The 21,147-nt window shown below is 65.6% G+C and carries 17 protein-coding genes; 3 read left to right on the forward strand and 14 right to left on the reverse strand.

What is annotated here, in order from left to right; genetic code table 11:
• Positions 1-2: 2 nt before the first annotated feature.
• Together CUR21_RS08015 and CUR21_RS08020 are read left to right on the forward strand one after the other, a co-directional pair.
• Positions 3-2,411: a circularly permuted type 2 ATP-grasp protein gene (locus CUR21_RS08015; RefSeq protein WP_100196479.1), complete on the forward strand. Its 2,409-nt coding sequence runs from the start codon at positions 3-5 to the stop codon at positions 2,409-2,411.
• Complete coding sequence (locus tag CUR21_RS08020; protein WP_100196480.1) at positions 2,408-3,292, forward strand: transglutaminase family protein; 885 nt, start codon at positions 2,408-2,410, stop codon at positions 3,290-3,292. The genes CUR21_RS08015 and CUR21_RS08020 overlap by 4 nt, the downstream gene beginning before the upstream one ends.
• Here the strand turns inward: CUR21_RS08020 and CUR21_RS08025 are convergent.
• The 7 genes from CUR21_RS08025 to chvE form a co-directional block, all read right to left on the reverse strand.
• Complete coding sequence (locus tag CUR21_RS08025) at positions 3,289-4,794, reverse strand: aldehyde dehydrogenase (NADP(+)) (RefSeq protein WP_100196481.1); 1,506 nt, start codon at positions 4,792-4,794, stop codon at positions 3,289-3,291. The genes CUR21_RS08020 and CUR21_RS08025 overlap by 4 nt on opposite strands.
• Before the next feature lie 86 nt (positions 4,795-4,880).
• A complete protein-coding gene (locus tag CUR21_RS08030) occupies positions 4,881-5,804 on the reverse strand; it encodes a Gfo/Idh/MocA family protein (protein ID WP_100196482.1) in 924 nt (307 codons plus the stop codon).
• On the reverse strand, positions 5,804-7,546 hold the full coding sequence (gene araD, locus CUR21_RS08035; protein ID WP_100196483.1) for an L-arabinonate dehydratase: 1,743 nt from the start codon (positions 7,544-7,546) through the stop codon (positions 5,804-5,806). Before araD ends, CUR21_RS08030 begins: the two co-directional genes overlap by 1 nt.
• Before the next feature lie 7 nt (positions 7,547-7,553).
• Positions 7,554-8,534 (reverse strand): AraD1 family protein, encoded by a 981-nt coding sequence (araD1, locus tag CUR21_RS08040; protein ID WP_100196484.1) that lies wholly within the window; start codon positions 8,532-8,534, stop codon positions 7,554-7,556.
• A gap of 8 nt (positions 8,535-8,542) precedes the next feature.
• A complete protein-coding gene (gene mmsB, locus CUR21_RS08045) occupies positions 8,543-9,733 on the reverse strand; it encodes a multiple monosaccharide ABC transporter permease (RefSeq protein ID WP_100196485.1) in 1,191 nt (396 codons plus the stop codon).
• A 4-nt stretch (positions 9,734-9,737) separates the two neighbouring features.
• Positions 9,738-11,267 carry a multiple monosaccharide ABC transporter ATP-binding protein gene (mmsA, locus tag CUR21_RS08050; RefSeq protein WP_100196486.1) on the reverse strand — a complete coding sequence of 510 codons (1,530 nt, stop codon included), beginning with the start codon at positions 11,265-11,267 and terminating at the stop codon, positions 9,738-9,740.
• A gap of 67 nt (positions 11,268-11,334) precedes the next feature.
• On the reverse strand, positions 11,335-12,405 hold the full coding sequence (gene chvE / locus CUR21_RS08055; protein WP_100196802.1) for a multiple monosaccharide ABC transporter substrate-binding protein: 1,071 nt from the start codon (positions 12,403-12,405) through the stop codon (positions 11,335-11,337).
• Between the two features lie 172 nt (positions 12,406-12,577).
• On the opposite strand from chvE, the gene CUR21_RS08060 reads away from it, so the two are divergent.
• Positions 12,578-13,501, forward strand: coding sequence for a LysR family transcriptional regulator (locus tag CUR21_RS08060; protein ID WP_100196487.1), 924 nt, complete (start codon positions 12,578-12,580; stop codon positions 13,499-13,501).
• Here the strand turns inward: CUR21_RS08060 and CUR21_RS08065 are convergent.
• From CUR21_RS08065 to CUR21_RS08095, 7 genes are all read right to left on the reverse strand, one after another.
• On the reverse strand, positions 13,494-14,441 hold the full coding sequence (locus tag CUR21_RS08065; RefSeq protein WP_100196488.1) for a 2-hydroxyacid dehydrogenase: 948 nt from the start codon (positions 14,439-14,441) through the stop codon (positions 13,494-13,496). The two genes, CUR21_RS08060 and CUR21_RS08065, sit on opposite strands and share 8 nt — an antisense overlap.
• Before the next feature lie 27 nt (positions 14,442-14,468).
• Positions 14,469-15,869 (reverse strand): NADP-dependent phosphogluconate dehydrogenase, encoded by a 1,401-nt coding sequence (gene gndA / locus CUR21_RS08070; protein ID WP_100196489.1) that lies wholly within the window; start codon positions 15,867-15,869, stop codon positions 14,469-14,471.
• Between the two features lie 232 nt (positions 15,870-16,101).
• Positions 16,102-16,947, reverse strand: coding sequence for a fumarylacetoacetate hydrolase family protein (locus tag CUR21_RS08075; protein ID WP_100196490.1), 846 nt, complete (start codon positions 16,945-16,947; stop codon positions 16,102-16,104).
• Positions 16,948-16,960: 13 nt separating this feature from the next.
• Positions 16,961-17,725: an SDR family oxidoreductase gene (locus tag CUR21_RS08080; RefSeq protein WP_232622721.1), complete on the reverse strand. Its 765-nt coding sequence runs from the start codon at positions 17,723-17,725 to the stop codon at positions 16,961-16,963.
• A 42-nt stretch (positions 17,726-17,767) separates the two neighbouring features.
• The gene (locus tag CUR21_RS08085; RefSeq protein ID WP_100196492.1) at positions 17,768-19,276 is read right to left on the reverse strand and encodes a UxaA family hydrolase; all 1,509 of its coding nucleotides are present in this window, start codon (positions 19,274-19,276) and stop codon (positions 17,768-17,770) included.
• 7 nt (positions 19,277-19,283) lie between these two features.
• Positions 19,284-20,078 carry an SDR family oxidoreductase gene (locus CUR21_RS08090; protein WP_100196493.1) on the reverse strand — a complete coding sequence of 265 codons (795 nt, stop codon included), beginning with the start codon at positions 20,076-20,078 and terminating at the stop codon, positions 19,284-19,286.
• Between the two features lie 74 nt (positions 20,079-20,152).
• Positions 20,153-21,100, reverse strand: coding sequence for an ABC transporter substrate-binding protein (locus tag CUR21_RS08095; protein WP_100196494.1), 948 nt, complete (start codon positions 21,098-21,100; stop codon positions 20,153-20,155).
• Positions 21,101-21,147 lie beyond the last annotated feature (47 nt).

A 21,147-nucleotide genomic window follows, 5' to 3' on the forward strand; every position in this document is an offset into this window, starting at 1 on the left:
CCATGGACAGCACAGCCGGAGCACAGGGCGCAGCCGACGGACCCGGCAAACCGCGGGATCGCGGGCTGTCGGCCTATCGCGCCTTGCCGGGGGTGCCGGATGAGCTGGTCACGCCCGAGGGGCGGCTGCGCCCCCTGTGGGACCCGCTGATCGCGCATCTGCAAGGGCTGTCGGATGATGCGTTGACCCGCGCCACCGGGCGGGCCGACCAATACCTGCGCGATTCCGGGGTGTTTTACCGCCAGTATGGGTCGGGCCAGTCGGTCGAGCGGCCTTGGCCGCTGAGCCATGTGCCGGTGCTGATCGACGAGGCCGATTGGGCCGAGCTGACCCCGGCGCTGATCCAGCGGGCCGATCTGCTGGAAGCGGTGATGGCCGATCTGTATGGCGAGAACCGGCTGGTGGCCGAAGGGCATTTGCCGCCATCGCTGGTGGCGGGCAACCCCGAGTGGCTGCGGCCTTTGGTGGGGGTGCGCCCGGCATCGGGGCATTTCCTGCATTTTCTGGCCTTTGAGATCGGGCGCGGGCCGGATGGCCGCTGGTGGGTGCTGGCCGACCGCACGCAAGCGCCTTCGGGCGCGGGCTATGCGCTGGAAAACCGGGTGGCCACGTCGCGCGCCTATGCCGAGGTGTTTGACGGGCTGAACGTGCATCGGCTGGCCGGGTTCTTCCGCGATTTCCGCGATGGCCTGCTGGGCCTGCGCGATCCGCGCGATGGGCGGGTGGCCATTCTGACGCCGGGGCCGCTGAACGAGACCTATTTCGAACAGGCGTGGATCGCGCGCTATCTGGGTGTCAGCCTTGTGCAAGGCGAAGATCTGACCGTTTCCGACGGGCGGTTGATGGTGCGCACGATTTCGGGGCTGCGCCCCTTGGATGTGCTGTGGCGGCGGTTGGATGGCAGCTATGCCGACCCGCTGGAGCTGAACCCCGCATCGCGGATCGGCACGCCGGGGCTGGTGTCGGTGCTGCGCCAAGGCGGGCTGACCATGGTGAACTCGTTGGGGTCGGGTGTGCTGGAGACGCGGGCGCTGATGGCGTTCTTGCCGAACCTCGCACGGCATCTGACGGGGGCTGCGCTGGCGATGCCCAATATTGCGACATGGTGGTGTGGCGGCGCGGCTGAACGGGCGCAGGTGATGGCGGCGCAGGACAGGCTGGTGCTGTCGCCCGCGCTGGGCACCGGTCTGCCCTTTGATCGCCAAGGCGAAAGCACCGCCACCGCCACGCTGACACCGGCGGCGCTGGCAGCACGGCTGGCCGCCGATGGCGCAGATCTGGTCGCGCAAGAGGCGGTAACGCTGTCAACGACGCCCGCGCTGATCGACGGGCAGATCGTGCCACGTCCGATGAGCCTGCGGGTGTTCCTTGCGCGCACGCCGGGCGGCTGGCAGGTGATGCAGGGCGGTTTCGCGCGGATCGGCGCGTCGGAAGATCCGACCGCACTGGCGATGCAGCGCGGCGGCAGCGCGGCGGATGTGTGGATCGTCAGCAAGGACGAGGTGCCCGCCGTCAGCATGGTGGCCGCCAGTGGACCCTATCGCCGGGCCACTCCCGGAGCGCTTCCGGCGCGGGCGGCGGACAACCTGTTCTGGCTGGGCCGCTATGTCGAGCGCACAGAAGGGCTAATCCGGCTTTTGCGCGCGCGTCACATCCGGCTGGCCGAAGGCGGGCGCGCGGCCTTGCCGCTGCAAAAGCAGATGGATGCGCTGCTGGCCAGTTATGATGTGGATGGCGCGGTGGGCCTGTCGCCGGGGCTTCTCGACACGCTGGGCGCGGCGGTGGCGACGGCGGGTCAGGTGCGCGACCGGTTCTCGCCCGATGGCTGGTCGGCGCTGAACGATCTGGACAAGAGCGCGCGGCGGCTGGCGGGCAAGGTGGCCCCCGGCGATGATGCCGCCCGGGCGCTTTCGGCGCTGCTGCGCAAGCTGGCGGGGTTTTCCGGGCTGGTGCATGAAAACATGTATCGCTTTTTCGGCTGGCGGTTCCTGTCCATCGGGCGTCAGTTGGAACGCGGGTCAGCCATGTCGGGGGTGCTGGCGGCTTTTGCCGATGCCAAGGCTCCGGCGGGGAGTCTGGACCTTTGCATCGAGCTGGGCGACAGCGTGCTGACGCATCGCCGCCGCTTCAGCGTGGGGTCGTCGCGCGAAACGGTGATCGACCTTTTGGCGCTGGACCCGATGAACCCGCGGTCGCTGCGGCATCTGATCGACGCGCTGAGCGAACAGGTGCAGGCGCTGCCGGGCGCGGCCACGCATGGGCAGCTGTCGGATCTGGGGCGCGCGATGCTGCGCACGCAGGTGGAGATTGCCACCGCCACACCCGAGTCTCTGACGACCCAAGGCTTGCAGGATCTGCGCGGGGCCTTGGCCGGGATTTCCGACCTGCTGACCGAGGCCTATCTGCGGTGACCCTTTACGCGCTGCGCCAGACCATCCGCTACACGTTCAACCGGCCCAGCGGGGCGGGGCGGCAGCTGTTTCGCGTGCTTCCGGCCGATCTTCCGGGGCGGCAAACGGTGCGCGAGGCCCGCTATGCCTTTGCGCCGGACATGGCCGAACATGGCGCTTTCACGGATTTCTTCGGCACACGGGTGATCGAGGCGGCGATGTCGCCGGGGCTGACCCGGCTGGACCTGACGCTGGAGGCGGTGGTGGAGCGGTTGGCGGACAGCGAAGGGCCGGACCTGTCGCCCCCTTTGGAGCGGCTGGGGGCCGCGCTCGCGGCGCAGCGCGATGTGGGGCCGCGCGCGCCGCATCATTTCACGCGGGCGTCGCGCCGGATTGCCGCCGCGCCTGCGATTGCCGCCTTTGCCCGGGCGCAAACCGCGCCGGGCCAGACGGTGCGCAGCTGCGTTCAGGCGCTGGGGCAGGCCTTGCATGCGCGGATGGTGTTTGACGCCAAGGCCACGCAGGTGGACACCGCGCCCGAGGCGGCCTTTGCGCTGGGGCGCGGGGTCTGTCAGGATTTCGCGCAGATCATGGTGGGCGGATTGCGCAGCCTAGGGGTGCCCGCGGCCTATGTTGCGGGCTATCTGCGCACCTTGCCGCCGCCGGGCAAACCCCGGCTGGTGGGGGCGGATGCCATGCATGCTTGGGTGCGGGCTTGGGCGGGGGAAGAGATGGGCTGGGTCGATTACGACCCGACCAACGCCTGTTTTGCCGGGACGGACCACATCGACGTCGGCTTTGGCCGCGATTATGACGATGTGGCCCCGGTGACCGGCTGGCTGCGGCTGGACGGACAACAGTCCGGCAGCCACAGCGTCGATATCCAATCAATCGGCCCTTAGCGGAGGTCTGCTGGCAGCAGGGCTTCGGGGAGGTTCTGGTAGCAGACGGGGCGGAGCCAGCGGCGGATCGACAGGGTGCCGACGGAGGTGGCGCCGAAGTTGGTGCTGGCGGGGTATGGGCCGCCGTGGACCATGCTGTCGGCGACCTCGACGCCCGTGGGGAAGCCATTGGCGAGGATGCGGCCTGCCTTGCGCTCGAGGATCGGCAAGAGCGTCTGGCCGAGGGCGGTGTCGGCGTCATCAAGATGCAGGGTGCAGGTGAGCTGGCCTTGCAGGCTTTCGGCGATGGCCTGCATCTCAGCCGCATCGCGGACACGCAGGATCAGGCCGAGGGGGCCAAAGACCTCTTCCGCGAGCCTATGGTCGGCCAGCCAGTCGGCGGCATCGACCTCGAACAGGTTGGGGGTGGCGCTGCGCCCATCGCAATGGGTGGTGAGGAGCGCGCGCACGCCCGCCCCCGCCGCCATGCGGTCGCGTCCCGCGCGATAGGCGCTGGCCATGCCATCGGTCAGCATGGTTTGTGCGACGGCGGGCTCAAGTGCGGTGCGGGCGGCGGCGGCAAAGGCCTCGGCGTCGGGCCCGTCGATCACCACGGCGATGCCGGGGTTGGTGCAGAACTGGCCCGCGCCCATGGTGAGGCTGGCGGCCCAGCCTTTGGCGAGCGCCTCGGTCCGGGCGGCGAGCGCGGCTGGGAGCAGGAACATCGGGTTGACGCTGCCCAATTCGCCAAAGAAGGGGATCGGGTCAGGGCGCGCGGCGCAGAGGTCAAAGAGCGCGCGCCCGCCGCCGAGCGAGCCGGTGAAGCCCACCGCGCGGATCGCCGGGTGCTGCACGAGGGCTTCGCCCACGTCGCGCTTGCCGCCCTGCACAAGGCTGAAGATCCCGGCGGGCAGGTTGCAGGACTGTATCGCGGCGACAATGGCTTGCGCCACGATCTCACCGGTGCCGGGGTGGGCGGAGTGGCCCTTGACCACCACCGGGCAGCCCGCGGCGAGGGCCGAGGCGGTGTCACCGCCCGCGACCGAGAAGGCGAGCGGGAAGTTGGAGGCGCCAAAGACGGCGACCGGGCCGATGGGGCGCTGGATCATGCGCAGATCGGGGCGCGGCAGCGGCTGACGGTCGGGCAGGGCGGCGTCATGGCGGCGGTCGAGGTAATCGCCCGCGCGGATATGGGCGGCAAAGAGGCGGAGCTGGCCGGTGGTGCGGCCGCGCTCGCCCTGAAGCCGGGCGGCGGGCAGGCCGGTCTCGCGGCTGCCGATTTCGGTGATGGCCTCGGCCCGGGCCTCGATCTCATCGGCGATGGCGTCGAGGAAATCGGCGCGGGTGTCGCGCGAGGTGGCGGCGAAAGCGGGGAAGGCCGCCGCGGCGGCGCGGCAGGCCTGATCCACCAAGGCAGGCGTGCCGACGGCGAAATCCTGAGCGGGGCCATGGGCCGGGGTGGAGGCGAAAGTGGTCGCCCCGGCGACCCAGTCGCCCGCGATGAGATGTTTGCCTGTCAGCATGGTGGTCTCCGGATTTTGGCGGCGGACCGGGGGGTTTCACACCCCCCCGGACCCCCAGTGGGATATTTATGAACAGATGAACGGGGTCAGAAGTGGAAATCGTCCGTGACGATGCGCTTGCCAAGGGTCATCGCATCGGCGACGTGCACCATGGGGGCGAGATCGACTTCGGACTGGCTCGCTGCGACCAGTTCGGCCATACGGGCATAGAGAGCGGGGTATTCATCCATGATGGTGTTTTCGCCGCGGGCGGGCGCGCCGTCAATCTCGAGCACATTGCCGCCCATGCGCAAGGCCATCGGGCCTGCGGTGGTGTCGATCTCGATATCCCAGGTTTGCGGGCCGGTTTGCCGCCAGTCGAAATCGGCGGTGACATGGCCCGAGAAGCGCAGACGCGCCGCGATGGGGGTGTGGCGGTTGGCGGGAAACTCAAGCTCGGCCGATTGCAGATGCACCGGGGCGGGCAGGATTTCCGTCAGGATCGACAGCGCGTTGATGCCCGGATCGAAGACGCCCATGCCACCCGGTTCGAACACCCAGTCCTGACCGGGGTGCCATTTGCGCACATCCTCGCGCCAGATGATCTGGGCGCGGGTGATGGTTTTATCCGCGAGCCAAGCCTTTGCAGGCGCGACCGCATGGGCCATGCGGCTGTGCCAGGTGGTGTAGAGCGTGACGCCCTGTTCGGCGGCGAGCGCCTGAAGCGCATGGATTTCCGCCAGCGTGGCGCCGGGGGGCTTTTCCAGCATGACGTGACGCCCGGCGCGCAGGGCCGCCTGTGCATAGGCAAAGCGCGGCACGGGGGGGATGGCGAGCGAGACGGTGGTGATGTCGGGGCGTTCGGCCAGCATGGTGTCCAGACTGGTGAAGGCCTGCACCCCCTCGACCGTGCCCGCGCGGGACACGGTGGCGGCAAGCTGCCAATCGGGGCTGGCGGCAAGGGCGGGGACGTGTTGGTCCACCGCGATCTTGCCGATGCCCACGAGGGCGAGGGTCTGACGGCCTGCCATCAGTGCGAATCCCGGCCCACGGGGGCGCCGCGGCAGCCTTTGAGGAAGGCGAGATCGGCCCCGGTGTCGGCGCCTTCGACATGCTGCTGGTGCAGCCAGCCATAGCCAGACTCATAGGTCTGATGCGTCGGGGTCCAGGCGGCCAGACGGGCGGCGAGTTCTTCTTCGGGAATGTCGAGGTGCAGGCGGCGGTTGGGCACATCGAGTTCGATGAAGTCACCCGTGCGCACCACGGCGAGCGGGCCACCTGCTGCCGCCTCGGGCGAGGTGTGCAGGCAAACGGTGCCATAGGCGGTGCCGGACATGCGGGCATCCGAGATGCGCACCATATCGGTGATGCCTTTTTTCAGCACCTTGGGCGGCAGGCCCATGTTGCCGACCTCGGCCATGCCGGGATAGCCCTTTGGCCCGCAGTGTTTCAGCACCATGACGCAGGTTTCGTCGATATCGAGATCGGGATCGTTGATCTTGGCCTTGTAGTCGTCAATGTCCTCGAAGACCACGGCGCGGCCGCGGTGCACCATCAGATGCGGGCTGGCGGCGGAGGGTTTCAGCACCGCGCCCTTGGGCGCAAGGTTGCCCTTGAGCACGACCACACCGCCCGATTGCGTCAGCGCCTTGTCGGTGGGCAGGATCACGTCTTCGTTGTGGTTGCGCACATCCTTGACCTGATCCCACATCGAGGCGCCGGACACGGTGAGCGCGTCCTTGTGCAACAGGCCCGCTTCGCCAAGGCGCTTGATCACGACGGGCAAGCCGCCTGCATAGAAGAACTCTTCCATCAGGTATTTGCCCGACGGCATCAGGTTCACGATGGTGGGCACGTCGCGGCCGCAGCGGTCCCAGTCATCCAGCGTGAGGTCGATGCCGACGCGGCCTGCGATGGCCAGAAGATGGATCACGGCATTGGTGGAGCCCCCGATGGCGGCGTTGGTGCGAATGGCGTTTTCAAACGCTTCTTTCTTCAGGATGTCGGACGGTTTCAGGTCATCCTTGACCATCTGCACGATGCGCCGCCCGGTCAGCTGCGCCATTACGCGGCGGCGGCTGTCGACCGCCGGGATCGCGGCATTGCCCGACAGCGCCATACCAAGCGCCTCGGCCATGGAGGCCATGGTGCTGGCGGTGCCCATGGTGTTGCACGACCCCGGAGAGCGGGACATCCCGGCCTCGGCTTCGGCGAATTCTTCCTGCGTCATCTCGCCCGCCTTCACGGCTTCGGAGAATTTCCACAGATGCGTGCCCGAGCCCACGCGTTCGTTGCGATAGTAGCCGTTCAGCATCGGCCCGCCGGTGACGACGATAGAGGGCAGGTCGGTGGAGGCGGCGGCCATCAGCAGCGAGGGCGTGGTCTTGTCGCAGCCGACCAGCAGCACGCAGCCATCCATGGGCTGACCGCGCATCGCCTCTTCCACGGCCATGGCGGCAAGGTTGCGGAACATCATCGCGGTGGGGCGGAAGGCGGATTCCGAAGCCGAGAAGACGGGCACTTCGACCGGGAAGCCGCCAGCCTCATAGATCCCGTGTTTCACCCGCTGCGCAAGGTCGTTCAGATGCGCGTTGCAGGGCGTCAGCTCTGACCATGTGTTGAGGATGCCGATGACCGGGCGGCCATCGAACAGGTCATGCGGCAGGCCCTGATTCTTCATCCAGCCCCGGTGATAGATCTGGTCGCGGCCGGTGCCGCCGAACCATTCCTGAGAGCGCAGGGGACGGGGCCATTGGGCGGGTTTGAAGGTCATCAGATCCTCACAGAGTATGAACGGTTTGCAGCCCGGCATCAGCGGCCACGGCAAGCGGATTGGTCAGCGGCAGGCCGAAGGCCGCCACTTCGATTTCAAAGATATCACCGGGTTCGGGGCGGATGCCATCGGCGAATGACAAGGTGGCGGTGCCGAACATATGCACATGCAGATCGCCGGGTTGGCGGAACAGATCGTATTTGAAGTGATGGTGTTCCAGATTGGCAAAGCTGTGCGACATGTTCGCCTCGCCCGAGAGGAAGGGTTTTTCCCAGATCACCGTGCCTGCGCGGCGGATGCGGCTGCTGCCGCGCACGTCTTGGGGCAATTCGCCCACAAGGATTTCCGGGCCGATGGCGGCTTGGCGCAGTTTGGAATGGGCCAGATACAGGTAGTTGATCCGCTCGGTCACATGATCGGAAAACTCGTTGGCCAGTGCCCAGCCGACGCGGCAGGGGGTGCCGTTGGCGGCGATCACATAGATGCCTGCAAGTTCCGGCTCTTCGCCGCCATCCAGCGCAAAGCCCGGCGAGGTGAGCGGCGCGCCGGGGGCGACCAGATGCACGCCATTGCCTTTGTAGAACCATTCGGGCTGCACGCCGGGACCGGAGGCAGGCTTGCCGCCTTCCAGACCCATGCGGAACATCTTCATGCTGTCGGTGGCATCTTCGGCACTGGCCTTGGTGTGCATCGCATCGCGGGTGGCGGCGCTGCCCAGATGGGTCAGGCCGGTGCCTGTGAGGTGCAGGTGTGCCGGATCGGGATGGGTGATGGGGGACAGCATCCGGCCTTCGGCGGCGGCACGCAACAGATCGACCGCCGGGCCAAGGCCTTGCGCTGCGATCACGCTGGCCAAGCTGCGCCCGGAATTGGCGGCCTCGAGCGCCAGCGCATAGGTGCTGCTGGCACCTTGCACGATGGCGGCCTCGGACCCTTCGCGGGCCACCACGGCGATGCCGTTTTCTGTCTGGATCTGCGACAACAGCATCGGAACCCTCATTTGTTCTTGTTGTAAACGTCGAAGATGACAGCGGCGAGCAGCACCAGCCCCTTGATCACCTGTTGATAGTCGATGCCGATGCCAAGGATCGACATGCCGTTGTTCATCACACCCATGATCAGCGCGCCGACGACCACGCCGATGATCTTGCCCGAGCCCCCGGCCATCGAGGCGCCCCCGATGAAGACGGCGGCGATCACGTCAAGCTCGAACCCGGCACCGGCCTTGGGGGTAGAGGAGTTGAGGCGCGCGGCGACGATCATGCCCGCCAATGCGGCCAGAACGCCCATGTTGACAAAGCAGAAGAAGACCAGCCGTTCGGTCTTGATGCCCGAGAGCTTGGCGGCCTTTTCGTTGCCCCCCAGCGCATAGATGCGGCGGCCACTGGTGGTTTTCTCGGTGAAGAAGGCGTAGATCACCGTCAGCACCGCCAGCACCATCACCACATTGGGCAGGCCCCGGAAGATGGCAAGCTTGTAGCCGACAAATACCAGCGCGCCGCAGACGATCGCATTGCGAATCCAGAACACCGCCGCAGGTTCGGGGCTGATGCCAAAGGCGGCGTCCTGTCCGCGCTTGCGCAGGCCCAGAAGCACGACCACAAGCGCCACGGCCACCACGATCAGGAGTGCGGTGCCGTTCAGGCGGTCCAGCCCCAGAAGCGCCTGATCGGCATCGCCGAACAGATCTGGCAGGAATCCGGTCGACAGCGACTGGAAGGAGCGCGGGAAGGGCCCGATGTTCTGCCCGTTCAACAGCCACAGCGTCAGGCCGCGGAACACGAGCATCCCCGCCAGCGTCACGATGAAGGACGGGATTTTCCAATAGGCGACCCAATAGCCTTGGGCCGCGCCGATCAGGCCCCCCACGATCAGGCAGGCCGGGATCACCGCCAGCACCGGCCAGCCCAAGTTGACCGTCAGCACCGCCGCCACCGCGCCGGTAAAGCCCACGACCGAGCCGACCGACAGGTCGATATGGCCCGCCACGATCACCAGAAGCATCCCCAGCGCCATGATGATGACGTAAGAGTTCTGCAAGAACAGGTTGGTGATGTTCTGAGCCGACAGGAAATCGACGTCGATCGAGGCGCGCACGATCACCGTGAAGAAGAAGACGATGGCGACAAGCGCCATGATCATTCCATATTCGCGCAGATGGCTGCCCATGTAAGACTTTTCCGACATTGTATTACGCCGCCTTCCCAGCAGAGTTCAGGATCATGGCCATGATGCGTTCCTGCGAGGCCTCGGCGCGGGAGAGTTCCCCCACGATGCGGCCTTCGTTCATCACATAGATGCGGTCGCACATGCCCAGAAGCTCGGGCATTTCCGAGCTGATCATCAGGATGCCCCGGCCATCGGCGGCCAGTTGGTTCATGATGTTGTAGATTTCAAATTTCGCGCCCACGTCGATGCCGCGCGTGGGTTCATCCAGAATCAGAACCTGCGGATCGGTGAAGAGCCATTTCGACAGCACCACCTTTTGCTGGTTGCCGCCCGAAAGGTTGACCACCTTTTGCTGCACATTGGGGGTGCGGATGTTCATGGCGCGGCGGTAATCCTCGGCCACCTGCGCCTCACGCCGGGGGTTGAGCACGCCGCGCAGGGCAATGCCCGCCAGATTGGCAAGGCTGATGTTGCGCAGGATCGGCTCGTCCAGCACAAGGCCAAGGGCCTTGCGGTCTTCGGTGACATAGGCAAGGCCCGCGTCCACCGCCTTTGTGACGGTGGAAGTGTCGACCGGCTTGCCGCCCATGCTCACACTGCCGGTGATGCCCCGGCCATAGCTGTGGCCAAAGAGGCTCATGGCCAATTCGGTGCGCCCTGCCCCCATCAGGCCTGCGATGCCGACGATTTCGCCCTTGCGCACGGTGAATCCGGCGTTGCGGATCATCTGGCGGTCTTTCTGATCGGGGTGATAGACGTTCCAGTCTTTCACCTCGAGCAAGATCTCGCCCGGGTTTGGCGTGCGGGCGGGGTAGCGGTGTGCCATGTCGCGGCCCACCATATCGCGGATGATGCGGTCTTCGGTGATTTCGTCCCGGTTCAGGGTCGATACCGTGGTGCCGTCGCGGATGATGGTGGTGCGGTCGGCGACCCGGCCGATTTCGTTCAGCTTGTGGCTGATGATGATTTGCGTGACCCCTTGCGCCTTGAGCTCCAACATCAGGTCCAAGAGCTTTTGGCTGTCGTTTTCCTGAAGCGCGGCGGTGGGTTCGTCCAAGATGAGCAGGCGCACATCCTTGGCCAGCGCCTTGGCGATCTCGATCAGCTGTTGCTTGCCGACGCCCAGCTTGCCGACGATGCTGGTGGGGGCTTCGTTCAGCCCAACCTTTTTCAGCAGTTCAGTGGTTTTCTGAAAAGCCAGCGGCCAGTTGATGACCCCCGCCTTGGCGACCTCGTTGCCCAGAAACAGGTTCTCGGCAATCGACAGCAGCGGCACCAGCGCCAGTTCCTGATGGATGATGATGATGCCGCGCGCTTCGGAATCCGTGATGGATTTCATCGCCAGCGGCGCGCCGTCATAGATGATTTCGCCTTCATAGCTGCCATGGGGATAGACGCCCGACAGCACTTTCATCAGCGTGGATTTTCCGGCGCCATTCTCGCCGCAGATCGCGTGAATCTCGCCTGCCTTGACTGTCAGGTTCACCTGATCGAGCGCGCGCACGCCGGGGAACAGTTTGCTGATCCCGCGCATTTCCAGAAGCGTTGTCATGATCCCCTCCCCGAGGAACGGGCCTGCCTGCCGGGAGCAAGGGCAGGCAGGCCCGGAAGGCTTGGTCTTACTTCAGCTGGTCGGCGGTGTAGTAGCCCGAGCCCACAAGCACTTCTTCGTAGTTCGAGGCATCAACCGACACCGGCTCCAGCAGGTAGGACGGAACCACCTTCACACCGTTGTCATAGGTTTCGGTGTCGTTGATTTCCGGCTCGGACCCGGTCAGCAGCGCGTCGACCATCTTGACGGTAACGCCAGCCAGCGCGCGGGTGTCTTTGAACACGGTCGAATACTGTTCACCCGCGATCATGGATTTCACCGACGGGATTTCGGCGTCCTGACCGGTGACGATCGGCATGGCCAGATCGCCGGAACCGTAGCCGACGCCTTTCAGCGAGGACAGGATGCCGATCGACAGGCCGTCATAGGGCGACAGCGCGCCGTGCAGCACCTTGTCGCCGTAGTTGGCCGACAGCAGGTTGTCCATGCGGGCCTGCGCCACGGCGCCATCCCAACGCAGGGTGCCGACCACATCCATGCCCATCTGGCCGGACGGAATGGCAATATCGCCCGAGTCGATCAGCGGTTGCAGGACCGACATCGCGCCATTGTAGAAGAAGAAGGCGTTGTTGTCGTCGGGCGAGCCGCCAAACAGTTCCACATTGTGCGGTTTCACATCGGGGAACCGCTCTTTCAGGCCTTTGACCAGCGATTCCGCCTGCTGCACGCCCACCTTGAAGTTGTCGAAGGTGGCGTAATAGCTGACATCGCCGCTTTCGCGGATCAGGCGGTCATAGGCGATGACCTTGATGCCGCTGGCAGCGGCGTTTTCCAGCGCGTTCGACAGGGTGGTGCCGTCGATGGCGGCGATCACCAGAACATTCACCCCCTTGGTGATCATGTTCTCGATCTGGTTCAACTGGTTCGGAATGTCGTCTTCGGCATATTGCAGATCGGTGGCATAGCCGGCTTCGGTGAATTGTTTCACCATCGACTCGCCGTCGGAAATCCAGCGGGCCGAAGATTTGGTGGGCATCGAAATGCCGACGGTGCCTTTATCCTGTGCAAAGGCAGCGGGGGCGCCGAGGAACGTGGCGGCGACCGCCAATTTCAAAATGGCGCGTTTTGTGAAGTGCATCTGGTTCTCCTCCCATGTGCCGCGAAACACGGCAATGTCGCGGCGGTTTGTCCGTTCCCAAGGCGCTTTGCGCATTGGAACCGCGATCAGGCGGCAGATTGACGCCGCAACACATCCGCGTCAAATGAGATTGCGTGAAACATATACTGCAATTTTGATATGGATTTGACGGATGACCCTGCCCTTGCATCACCTGAAGATGACGCATCTGCGGCTGCTGGCGCATCTGGCAGAAACGCGGCGGATCACCGCTGCGGCGGATCTGGTCGGGGTGTCACAGCCCACGGCCTCGCGCCTGATCGTGGAGATCGAAGAGATTCTGGGCCAGCCGGTGCATGAACGCTCGGGCCGGGGGATCGCGCTGACGGTGGTGGGAGAGGCCTTGGCGCGGCGGGCGCGGCGCATCCTGACCGAGTTGCAAGAGGCCACGGTCGAGGTGACGGGGCTTGCCTCGGGGGCGGCGGGGCATCTGCGGATCGGCGCAGTCACCGCGCCTGCGCTGGGGCTGATGCTGCCCGCGCTGCGCACGCTGCGGCTGACGCATCCCAACATCACCGCCGATGTGTCGGTCGCGCAATCGGCGCAGCTGTGCCAAGAGCTGCGGGCGGGGCGGCTGGATGTGGTGCTGGGCCGCCCGACCGAGCCACGCGACCGCGATGAATTCGAGGTGCTGCCGCTGGACACCGAGCCGGTGGAGCTTCTGGTGCGTCAGGGCCACCCTCTGGCCGGGCGCGGCGATATCTCGCTGGCCGATCTGGTGCGGTTCGATTGGGTGATGCCGTCGGAAAGCTCTCCCTTGGGCCATGCGGTGAACATGGCGTTTCGCGAACACGGGATGCCGCCGCCCCGGCAGACGCTGACCACCGGCTCTTTCCTGCTGACGCTGACGGTGGTGCGGCAGACCAATGCGATTGCGCCGCTGGCCCGCGCGGTGACGGATGTGTTTGCCGGGCCGGAGGGCGGCTATGTGATGCTGGAGGCGCCCTTGCAGGTGGATGTGGGGGAATATGGGCTGCTCACGCGCAAGGGTCAGGCGCGGACGCCTGCCCTGCAACGGCTCATCACCCAAATCCTTGGGCAGCTTCCGCTTAGTTGACGCGCGACAGCAGCGGCTGGCCGCTGAAATGCGCGTCCAGATTGGCAACCGCCAGCTCTGACATTGCGGTGCGCGATTCCCGGGTGCCGCTGGCGTGGTGCGGGTAAAGCGTGACATTGGGCAGCGCGGTCAGCACCGGATCGGGGTTGGGTTCGTTCCAGAACACATCCAGCGCGGCATGGCCCAGCGTGCCATCCTGCAAGGCGGCGATCAGCGCGGTTTCATCCACCACCGACCCCCGGCTGACGTTGACCAGCGTCCCTTGCGGGCCAAGGGCGCGCAGCACATCGGCGTTGATCAGGTTCATCGTGCCCTTGCCGCCCGAGACGATCACCACAAGGATATCGGCCCAAGCGGCCAGCGCCAACAGATCGGGTTGGAACGGGCGGCCCACCCCCGGCTTTTCGCTGCGGCTGAAATAGGCGACCTGCATCCCCGAGGCTTCGGCGCGCGGGATGATCGCCTGCCCGATCTTGCCCATGCCCACGATGCCCATCTTCTTGCCCCGCACCGAGGATTGCAGCGGGAACATCCCCTGCCGCCCCCAATCGCCCGAGGCGACATAGGCATGGCCCGGCACCATCCCGCGCCGCGCCGCAAGCGTCAGCATCAGGGCGGTGTCGGCCACATCATCGGCCAGCGCATCAGAGGTGTTGGTGAGCGGGATGCCCCGCGCGGTCAGCGCGGGCACATCGATGGTGTCATAGCCCGCCGAGCCACAGGACACGATTTCCAGCGCGGGCAGCGCGGCCAGCATCGGCGCCGTCAAGGGCTCGTGCCCGTTGGTGATGATGCCCCGCACCCGTGGCCCCACCTCGGCGAGCAAGGCCGCCTTGCCTGCAGCATCGGCAAGATCATGGCGGTGCAGGGTATAGCGCGCGGCAAGAGCGTCGAGCGACGGTTGCAGCGGCGGGGCGATCACCAGCAGGTCGGGTTTCATGGGCATCTCCTTGCAAAAGGGCTGGGGTCAGGCCGGATTGCCCCAAGGGCCGTGGTGGGAGTCCTTGCCATCCAACCGGTCAAAGCCATGGGCGCCAAAGAAATCGCGCTGGCCTTGGATCATGTTGGCGGTGCCGCGCGCCTGACGCATCAGATCGAACCAAGCAAGCCCCGCTGACAGCGCGGGCAAGGGCAGGCCTTGCAGCGCGCCTTCGGCGACCACGCGGCGCAGCGCAGGCAGGCCCTGATCCAGCAGATCGGCAAAGAAGGGCGCAAGGATCAGGTTGCGGGCCGGATCTTCGGCCAGCGCCTCTGCCATGTCATTGAGCATGGAAGACCGGATGATGCAGCCCGCGCGCCAGACCCGCGCGATGGCGGGCATGTCCAGCGCCCAGCCGAATTCCTTGGCCGCTGCCGTCATCATCGCAAAGCCTTGGGCATAGCACAGGATCTTGCCCGCGATCATCGCCTGTTCCAGATCCTCGATCGGCAGGGCGATCTTGGCCTGCGCCGCGCCAAAACGCGCCTGCCCGGCTGCGCGCTCGTCCCGGCGGGCCGAGACGTTGCGCGCCATCACGGCGGCCTCGATCACCGGAACGGGTGCGGCCAGATGCTGCGCCTCGACCGCCGTCCAGCGACCGGTGCCTTTCTGGCCGGCGGCATCCACGATCATGTCAAGGATCGGCCCGCCTGCGATCGGGTCGGCGGCGGCGGCGACCTGCGCCGAAATCTCGATCAGGTAAGAGTGCAGCACGCCCGCATTCCACTGGTCAAACACCGGGGCGATCTGATCGGCAGACAGCGCCATGCCATCGCGCATCACGCCGTAGACTTCGGAAATCATCTGCATATCGGCATATTCGATGCCGTTGTGGACCGCCTTGACGAAATGCCCGGCGCCCGAAGGCCCCATGTGATCGGCGCAAGGCGTGCCATCCTCGGCCCGCGCCGCGATGGCTTGCAGCAAGGGTTTCATCTGCGCCCAAGCGGCATCCGGCCCCCCGGCCATGATCGCGGGGCCGTGGCGTGCCCCCTCTTCGCCGCCCGAGACGCCGATACCCATAAAGCGGAAGGGCAGATCGGCCCCATCGCGGCGGTTGGTGTCGCGGAAATTGGCGTTGCCCGCGTCGATCACCAGATCATCGGCCCCGAGCAGGGGCGCAAGTGCTGCCAGTTGGTCATCCACCGCCTGCCCGGCGGGCACCATCAGGATGATGGCGCGCGGCGGCGTGATGGCCTGCACGAGCGCCTCCAGCGTGTCGGTGGGCGTGATGTTGGCGGCAAGATCGCCCGCATCGGCATGAAACTTCTGCGTGACGGAAGCCGTCCGGTTCCACACCGCGATCGGGAAGCCTTTTTCGGCAATGTTCAGCGCCAATGCGGCACCCATCGTGCCAAGGCCGATCAGGCCGGTGTGTGTTGCGGTCATCGCGTAAAGTCCTTTGCAGTTCGGGATCACAGAATAGTCCAGCACGGCGGCAGGGGTAAGGGGGCTTGCCCACAGGAAAGTTTCGCCCCCGCCTCTCACGCCGCGCCTCGGATAAAGCGATCCGGGCGGAAATGCTATCGTTAACATGAAGCGCGCGCCGCACAAGACCGCCCGCGCATGGAAAAGACCCAAAGGCGGTTGGCCCTTGGGTCCCAGCGGTGCTGCGCCCGCCTCAGATGTCGGCAATCACGTCTTGGCGCTGGCTGCCAAGGCCTTGGATTCCCAGCTCCACCACATCCCCCGCCTTGAGGTAACGCGGCGGCTTTTGCCCCATGCCCACGCCGGGCGGGGTGCCGGTGGAAATCACGTCGCCGGGATGCAGCGTCATGAATTGCGATAGATAGCTGATCACATGGGCCACGCCGTAGACCATGGTCTTGGTCGAGCCGTCCTGCATGGTCTGGCCGTTCACCTTCAGCCACATCGACAGGTTCTGCGGATCTTCCACCTCGTCCCGGGTCACCAGCCATGGGCCGATCTGGCCGTAGTTGTCGCAGCTTTTGCCCTTGGTCCACTGACCCGCGCGTTCGGTCTGAAAGGCCCGCTCGCTCACGTCATTGGTGATGGCATAGCCCGCGACATGGGTCAGCGCATCCGCCTCGGAGACGTATTTCGCCTTGGTGCCGATGATGACCGCCAGTTCCACCTCCCAGTCGGTTTTCTCGGAGGTGCGGGGGATGATGATGGGATCGTTCGGGCCACAGATGGCGCTGGTGGCCTTCATGAAGATCACCGGTTCGGGCGGCACGGCCAACCCGGATTCGGCGGCGTGATCGGCGTAGTTCAGGCCGATGCAGATGAACTTGCCGGTGCCCGCGACACAAGGGCCAAGGCGGCTGCCCGCATCCACCACCGGCAGCTTGGCCGCATCGATGCCACGCAGCGCTGACAGGCCCACATCCGACAGCACCGCCCCGGCGATATCGGGCACGATGCCGGTCAGATCGCGGATGCTGCCATCCGAATGCAGCAGTCCGGGGCGTTCGGCACCGGGGGCGCCATGACGAAGCAATTTCATATGTCAGATCCTTTCAGGTATTCGACCAGCCGCCGTCGATGACATGGGCTGTGCCGGTGACGAAGGCCGCTTCGTCCGAGGCGAGGAAAACAACAAGCGCCGCGATATCTTCGGCCTGTGCGAGCTTGCCAGAGGGTTGCCGGGCCAGAAACGTCTTGCGCCCGGCTTCGTAATCGCCGGTGGCGGCCATACGGTCTTGCAGCGAGGGCGTGTCGACGGTGCCGGGGCAGACGGCGTTGCAGCGGATGCCCTTGGTGATGAAATCGGCGGCAATCGCCTTGGACATGCCGATCACCGCCGCCTTGGTGGCGCCATAGGCAAAGCGGTTGGGCGCCGCGATGATGGTGGAGGCCACCGAGGCCATGTTGATGATGGACCCGCCGCCGCCGTCGATCATGGCGGGCAGAAAGGCGCGGCACATGCGATACATGGCGGTGACGTTCAGATCAAAGCTGAAGGCCCATTGCTCTTCGTCGCAGTCCAGAATGCTGCCATTGGCCACGAATCCCGCGCAGTTGAACAGCACATCCACCCGCCCCAGATCGGCTGCCAGCGCCGTGATGGCGGCAGGGTCGCGCACATTCAGCACCCGCGTTTCAATCCCCTGCCCCGCCAGATCGGCCAAGGTGGTTTCGTTGATATCGGTGGCAATCACCCGCGCGCCTTCACGCGCCATCGCCAGTGCCGAGGCCCGGCCGATGCCCTGCCCTGCTGCGGTGATCAACGCGGTCTTTCCGTTCAGCCGTCCCATGCGGTTGTCCTGTCTGCTCTCACTCATTGCCGTGCCGCCCTTCGGGCGCAGTCCGCGCGTGTTCAGGTGTTACATCACCGCGCCGATCTGCCAAGGCACGAATTCCGCGCCGCCAAAGCCCAAGGCTTCGGATTTCGTCACCTCGCCGCTGGCGACCTTGATGAACAGCTCGAACATCTCGGCGCCTTTGTCGGCCAAGGACACCCCGCCGTCGATGATGTCGCCGGTGTTCAGGTCCATGTCCTCTTCCATATGCCGGAACATCTCGGAATTGGTGGCGACCTTGATGCAAGGCACGGGTTTATAGCCGGAAACCGATCCGCGCCCGGTGGTGAAGACGATCAGATTGGCGCCCGAGGCGATTTGCCCGGTGACGGAACAGGGATCATAGCCGGGGCTGTCCATGAAGACGAAACCCTTCTTGGTGATGGGTTCGGCAAAGAGGTAAACGTCCTCCATCGGGGCGGTGCCGCCCTTGGCCACCGCGCCCAGCGATTTTTCCAAAATGGTGGTCAGCCCGCCGCGCTTGTTGCCGGGGCTGGGGTTGTTGTTCATCTCGCCCTTGTTGCGGGCGGTGTAATCCTCCCACCAGCGGATGCGCTCGATCAGCTTTTCGCCCACCTCCACGCTGACCGCGCGGCGGGTCAGCAGATGTTCGGCCCCGTAGATTTCCGAGGTTTCTGACAGAATCGTGGTGCCGCCATGCTGCACCAGAAGGTCAGAGGCCACGCCCAGCGCGGGGTTCGCGGTGATGCCGGAATAGCCATCGGACCCGCCGCATTGCATGCCGATCACCAGTTCCGACACCGGGATCGGCTCGCGCGCATAGGCGTTGGCGATTTTCGCCATCTCGCGCAGGGCCTCGACTCCGCGTTCCACGGTTTTGCGGGTGCCGCCGACCTGTTGGATGGTCATGTGGCGAAAGTTGTTGTCGGCGCGCATCCGGCCGCGCCCCACGAGATCGGGGATCTGCAACACTTCGCAGCCCAGCCCCACCAGAAGGATGCCGCCAAAGTTGGGGTTCTGCGCATAGCCCTGAAGCGTGCGCATCAGGGTGGCATAGCCCTCATCCGACCCCGACATCCCGCAGCCGGAGGCATGGGCGATGGGCACGATGCCATCGACATTGCCAAGCGCCTTGAACCAATCGGATTTCTCAGCCTCTTCCGCGATAAAACGGGCGACCGAGCCCGAGCAGTTCACGCTTGTCAGCACGCCCAGATAATTGCGCGTGCCCGCCTTGCCATCGGGGCGGCGAAAGCCCATGAAGGTCCGCTGCTGCGGGGCCGGGGCCAAGGGCCGCGCCTCGGCGGCAAAGGCGTAATCCTGCGCGTGGTCCGACATGGCGATGTTGTGCACATGCACATGCGCGCCTGCCGGAATCTCTTGCGTCGCGGCCCCGATGATCTGGCCATAGCGGCGGATATTCTCGCCCGGCGCGATGGCGCGATTGGCAATCTTGTGGCCGCGCGCGATGGCGGTGGTGATCGTCACGCCCAGCGACTCTGCCCCCGGCAGAAGATCGGTCAGGGCGATGTCGACATTGTCATCGGGATTCAAGCGGATGCTGATGGGCATAGGGGCCTCAGGTCGTTGGAGCAAGGGTGGACAGCGCGCGGTCAAGATGGGTGTAGCCGCCATCGACAAACAGCCATTGCCCGGTGGTATGCCCCGCCTGTGGCGAGAGGGCAAACACCACGGTGGCGGCCATTTCGGTGTCCAGCGTCATCCGGCCCCCAAGGGGGATGCGCGCGGTGATCTCGGCCAGCTTGGCATCGGGGTCATCCATCCCGTCCAGCCAGCGGCGATAGAGCGGCGTCATCACCTCGGCCGGGATCACGGCATTGACGCGCACGCCATCCCCCGCCAGCGCCGCCGCCCATTCCCGCGTCAGCCCCAGTTGCGCGGCCTTGGCCGCCACATAGGCCGAAGTGCCCCCTTGTCCGGTCACAGCCGTCTTGGAGCTGATGTTCACCACCGCGCCCTTGGCCGCCTTCAGATCGGCCATCAGCAGATGCACCAGCGTGTAATAATGGATCAGGTTCTGGTTCAGCGAGGCGCGAAACGCCTCGGGCCCGGCATCTAGGCCGACGCCATCATTGGCGCCTGCATTGTTGACCAGACCGTAAACCTGCCCCCAGCGCGCGCGCGTTTCTGCCACCGCGCGGCGGCAGTCTTCATCCTGCGACAGATCGGCCTTGATCCAGCCTGCGCGCGGCGCCTTTTCGGCCAAGCTGGCCAGAAAGGCGTCATCGGGCGCGCGACGGGCGTAGATCACCGGGATGGCCCCCTCTGCGGCCAGCGCCATCGTGATCGCGGCACCAATGCCCGAGCCGCCCCCGGTCACCACCACGATCTTGTCTTTCAGGCCCAAGTCCATTCTGTCTTCCTTCATTCAGATGGGTGGCCCCGCCTGTCGCAGGGCCACCCGGGGTTCATCCCACAGCGGCGGGATCAGTCGTAAAGCACGGCGGCGATTTCCGGCGCGTCCATGTTGCTTGCGTCATACCAGGCGAAGCCGGAGTCGATGGTTTTTGGCAAGGTTTCGCCCTTGGTCGCGGCAAGCGCGGCCTTGACCGTTTCATAGCCCATGCCCACCGGGCTTTGGGTGATCGCACCTGCCATCAGGCCTTCCTTGATCGCCGCCTTTTGCGCGGCACCCGAGTCATAGCCGATCACGGTCACGCCTTGGGTGTTGGTTTCGCGGATCGCGTTGATCACCCCCAGCGCCGAGCCTTCGTTGGCCCCGAAGATGCCCTTCATGTCGGGATGCGCGGTCAGCATCGCCTTGGTGATCTCGGTCGATTGCAGCTGATCGCCCGCGCCATACTGGATATCGACGATCTCGATGTTGGGATGCGCTTCCTTGATGCGGTTCACAAAGCCGTCGCGGCGGTCAATCCCGGTGCGCGAGGTCTGGTCATGCACCACAAGCGCCACCTTGCCCGCACCACCGATCAGTTCCGCCATCTTGTCGGCGGCCAGTGCTGCGGCGGCGACGTTGTTGGTGGTCACGGTGGTGGCCGGAATGTCGCTGTCGACCCCTGAGTCAAAGGCGATGACCGGGATGCCCGCCTCTTGCGCCTGACGCAAAAGCGGGGTGGCGGCCTGACTGTCCAGCGCGGCAAAACCAAGCGCGGCGGGTTTCTTGGCCAGCGCGGCAGAAAGCATGTCCATCTGCTTGTCGACCTGCGCTTCGGTATCGGGGCCTTCGAACGTGACCTCGACCCCCAGTTCGGCGGCAGCCTGATCGGCCCCGGCCTTCACGGCCTGCCAGAACTGGTGCTGAAAGCCCTTTGAGACGAGCGGAATGTAAATCTTGTCCTGCGCGCTGGCGAGGCTGGCAGAGAGCATGAGCGCAGTGGCAGAGGCGGCGGCAAGCAAGGTGCGTCTGGTGAACATCGGGTTTTCCTCCCATGGTGTCGATGTTGGTGGGTTCCGGGGCGTTT

The sequence above is a fragment of the Pseudorhodobacter sp. MZDSW-24AT genome (assembly GCF_002794355.1).
In the GTDB taxonomy this organism is placed as follows: domain Bacteria; phylum Pseudomonadota; class Alphaproteobacteria; order Rhodobacterales; family Rhodobacteraceae; genus Pseudotabrizicola.